General features: G+C 52.4%; 3 protein-coding genes and 1 pseudogene. All 4 read left to right on the top strand.

The window, feature by feature from the left end; translation table 11 throughout:
* Positions 1-459 (top strand): annotated as a pseudogene (locus AC06ND_RS09560) (phenylacetate--CoA ligase); the annotation flags it as partial.
* 2 nt (positions 460-461) lie between these two features.
* Positions 462-1772, top strand: coding sequence for an aminotransferase class I/II-fold pyridoxal phosphate-dependent enzyme (locus tag AC06ND_RS09555; RefSeq protein WP_475678752.1), 1311 nt, complete (start codon positions 462-464; stop codon positions 1770-1772).
* Complete coding sequence (locus AC06ND_RS09550; RefSeq protein WP_475678751.1) at positions 1762-2175, top strand: hotdog fold thioesterase; 414 nt, start codon at positions 1762-1764, stop codon at positions 2173-2175. Before AC06ND_RS09555 ends, AC06ND_RS09550 begins: the two co-directional genes overlap by 11 nt.
* 21 nt (positions 2176-2196) lie before the next feature.
* Positions 2197-2970: a nitrilase-related carbon-nitrogen hydrolase gene (locus AC06ND_RS09545; RefSeq protein ID WP_475678750.1), complete on the top strand. Its 774-nt coding sequence runs from the start codon at positions 2197-2199 to the stop codon at positions 2968-2970.
* The last annotated feature ends 199 nt before the right edge of the window (positions 2971-3169 follow it).

The raw sequence follows: 3169 nt of genomic DNA, 5'->3' as shown, positions 1-3169 counted from the left end.
GTGTTCACGTCTCTCACAAAGGAGGCCATGCCTATCATCCGCTACCGTACCCGCGACCTCACGAGGCTTATCTATGAACCTTGCAAGTGTGGCCGTACCGCAGTCAGGATGGACCGTATCCTCGGTCGTTCAGATGATATGCTCATCATCCGCGGCGTGAATGTCTTCCCATCTCAGATCGAGACCGTACTCACCGAGTTCCCGGCATTCCAGCCTTACTACTTCATCACCGTGGATCGCGTCAGCAACGAGGATACCTTCGATCTCGACGTGGAGCTTCGTCTCGAGTACTTCAGCTATGATCCAGCCAAGCAGATGCCGTTCATGAAGCCGCTCTTCGACCGTATCGTGAGCCTCGTCGGCATCAAGCCGAACATCCACATCCTGCCTCCTGGAGCTATTGCACGTTCGGAGGGTAAGGCTAAGCATGTTCTCGATAAGCGTAACTTCAAGGACTAGAAATGAAGATTTTCAGTGATGCACTGGTGGCAGAAGCTGCCAGTGCAAGCAATGTCGCAGATATTTCGCATGCGACCATAGGGGAGACGCTGCTGATGGCGCAGTACCTCGAGCAGAAGACGGGCATACCATTCATACGCATGGATCAGGGAAGCCCGGGACTTCCTGCAAACAGGTATGGCATCGAGGCGGAGAAAAGGGCCCTCGACAGTGGTATCGGGGCTCAGTATCCTGCTGCAGCCGGTGTGCCAGAGCTCAAGAAGGCTGCGAGCGATTTCGTAAAGGCGTTCATGGACATCGACGTGAGCCCGCGTTCATGCGTACCGACCGTAGGTTCGGTAGCAGGTTCGTTCGGTGCGTTCATCGCATGCTGTCAGCGTGACCCATCCAAGGACAAGGTGCTCTTCATAGACCCCGGGTTCCCAATCCAGAAGAGCCAGCTGCGCGTGCTCGGCATCTCATGGAGGGAGTTTGATATCTATCCGTACCGTGGCGAGGCTCTGAGGGCCAAGCTTGAGGACGAACTGAAGGCCGGCGACATAGCAGCCATCGTTTATTCGAATCCCAACAATCCGGCGTGGATATCGCTCGAGGAGGAGGAACTCGGCATAATAGGCGAGCTGGCGACCAAGTACGACGCAATCGTGCTGGAGGACCTTGCATACTTCGCGATGGAGAGCCGCAGGGATCTTTCGCATCCATACGAAGCACCGTTCGTTCGTACGGTTGCCAGATATACCGACAACTATATCCTCATGCTCTCGTCCAGCAAGATATTCAGCTATGCAGGACAGCGTATGGCGCTCGTATGCATCAGCGACAAGCTCTTCGAAAGGCATTTCCCTGCGTTCGTGGAGCGATACCATGACAGTGGAATATTCGGCGCGACCTTCACGGCCTCGATTCAGTACATGATCACCAGCGGCGCTACGGCTACGACCCAGTACGGATACGCGGAGATGCTGAGGCTCTCATGCGAGGGTAAGATAAACTTTGTCGAGGATACCAAGGAATATGCTATCCGTGCGAAGAAGATGAAGAAGATCTTCTGCGACAATGGATTCACGATCACATATCCGAATGACGTGAACGAGGAGATAGGCGACGGCTTCTTCTTCTCGCTATCGTATCCAGGAATGAGCGGTTCGGAGCTCGTAAAGGAACTCATCTGCTATGGTGTGTCAAGCATAAATCTTGACACGACCGGAAGCCTCCAGCAGGGCGTGCGTGCATGTACCTCGAGGATGCGTGATGAGCTCTATCCTGTGCTTGAGGAAAGGATGAGACAATTCAAGGAAGACCATGACGCTTAAGGACAAACTGAACGAAGGCGACCATTTCGCAAAGATGACGGGCGCCTGCCTTACAGAGATCAGGGAAGGATATGCCAAAGCGGAACTGACCGTAGGGGAGCAGCACCTGAACGGGGCTGGAGTGTGCCAGGGTGGAGTTTTCTACACTCTTGCGGACCTTGCGTTCGCCGCAGTTGCGAACAGTCGCGGTATCATGACCCTCGGTATATCCAATACCATAACCTTGCTGAAATCCGCCCAGATAGGCGACACTCTTGTAGCAGAGTGTACTGAGATTCTGGACCATCACCGTCTGCCTTATTGCGATATCAAGGTGATGAACCAGAAAGGGGAGATCGTGGCAGTGATGACCGGTCTTGCATATAGGATGAAGCAGGAATTTGAATACGATTCCTTGATGTAAACCATTGAAATATAGTTACTTATGAAGGTTACTCTGTTGCAGGGAAACTTGGAGTGGGCGAGTCCGGAGTCAAATGCTCAGGTCTTTGAGGAAGCGATCATGAAGGTTTATGGCGGCGAAAGTGGCTGTCATTCAGACCTTTACGTGCTTCCAGAGATGTGGAGCACGGGCTTTGCGACCGTCCCAGAAGGCATCGCCGAGGAGTTCGATTCGACTTGCAGGAGCCTGGAATGGATGAAAACCATGGCGGACAGGACGGATGCGGCCATTGCCGGCAGCGTCGCAGTACACTGCAGCGACGGCTCGTACAGGAACCGTTTCTTCTTCGTGAAACCGGGCGGTGAGTTCGAATACTATGATAAGCACCATCTGTTTACATATGGTGGCGAACACCATAGATATACCGCCGGTAACGAACGCGTGGTCGTAGAGTGGCGCGGAGTCCGATTCCTGCTCATGGTATGCTATGATCTCAGATTTCCTTTATGGGCCCGCAGCAATGAGGATTATGATGCGATCATCTATGTCGCATCGTGGCCGACTCCGAGGGTCGACGCATGGAATGCTTTGCTTAAGGCCAGAGCAATCGAGAACCAGTGTTACGTGCTTGGCGTAAACAGGGTCGGAAATGATCCGAGCTGCGAATATTGCGGCGGCACAGCTTTCATAGATCCTTACGGAAAAGCTCAGTTGTGTCCTTTCGGTCAAGTAAGCGTGCTGGTCGGTGAAATCGATATGGAAACGCTCGAATCATTCAGATTGAAATTCCCGGTTCTGTCAGATCGTGACAGATGATATCTGTATAAAGTAAATTAGCTCCTCGGATCTGTATAATCCTAAAGATTTCAGTCGGTGAAGCTATTAAAAAAGTAGACACAGAGAGGTAGAAAAAAGTTTTGCTTAACTTAGTGCCGTGTTATCGAAGCACTGTCGTAGGTGGTTATCCTCGAATGGACGAGGAGAGCCATTTCCCAGAGCTCCCCGCAGACCATGC

Source organism: Candidatus Cryptobacteroides sp., assembly GCF_056207615.1.
Note: the sequence above shows the minus strand (reverse complement) of the source record. Positions and strands in the feature narration are given on the sequence as shown.

Coding starts and splice junctions, on each gene's coding strand:
- AC06ND_RS09555 (WP_475678752.1), top strand. CDS start 462: ATGAAGATTTTCAGTGATGCACTGGTGGCAGAAGCTGCCAGTGCAAGC.
- AC06ND_RS09550 (WP_475678751.1), top strand. CDS start 1,762: ATGACGCTTAAGGACAAACTGAACGAAGGCGACCATTTCGCAAAGATG.
- AC06ND_RS09545 (WP_475678750.1), top strand. CDS start 2,197: ATGAAGGTTACTCTGTTGCAGGGAAACTTGGAGTGGGCGAGTCCGGAG.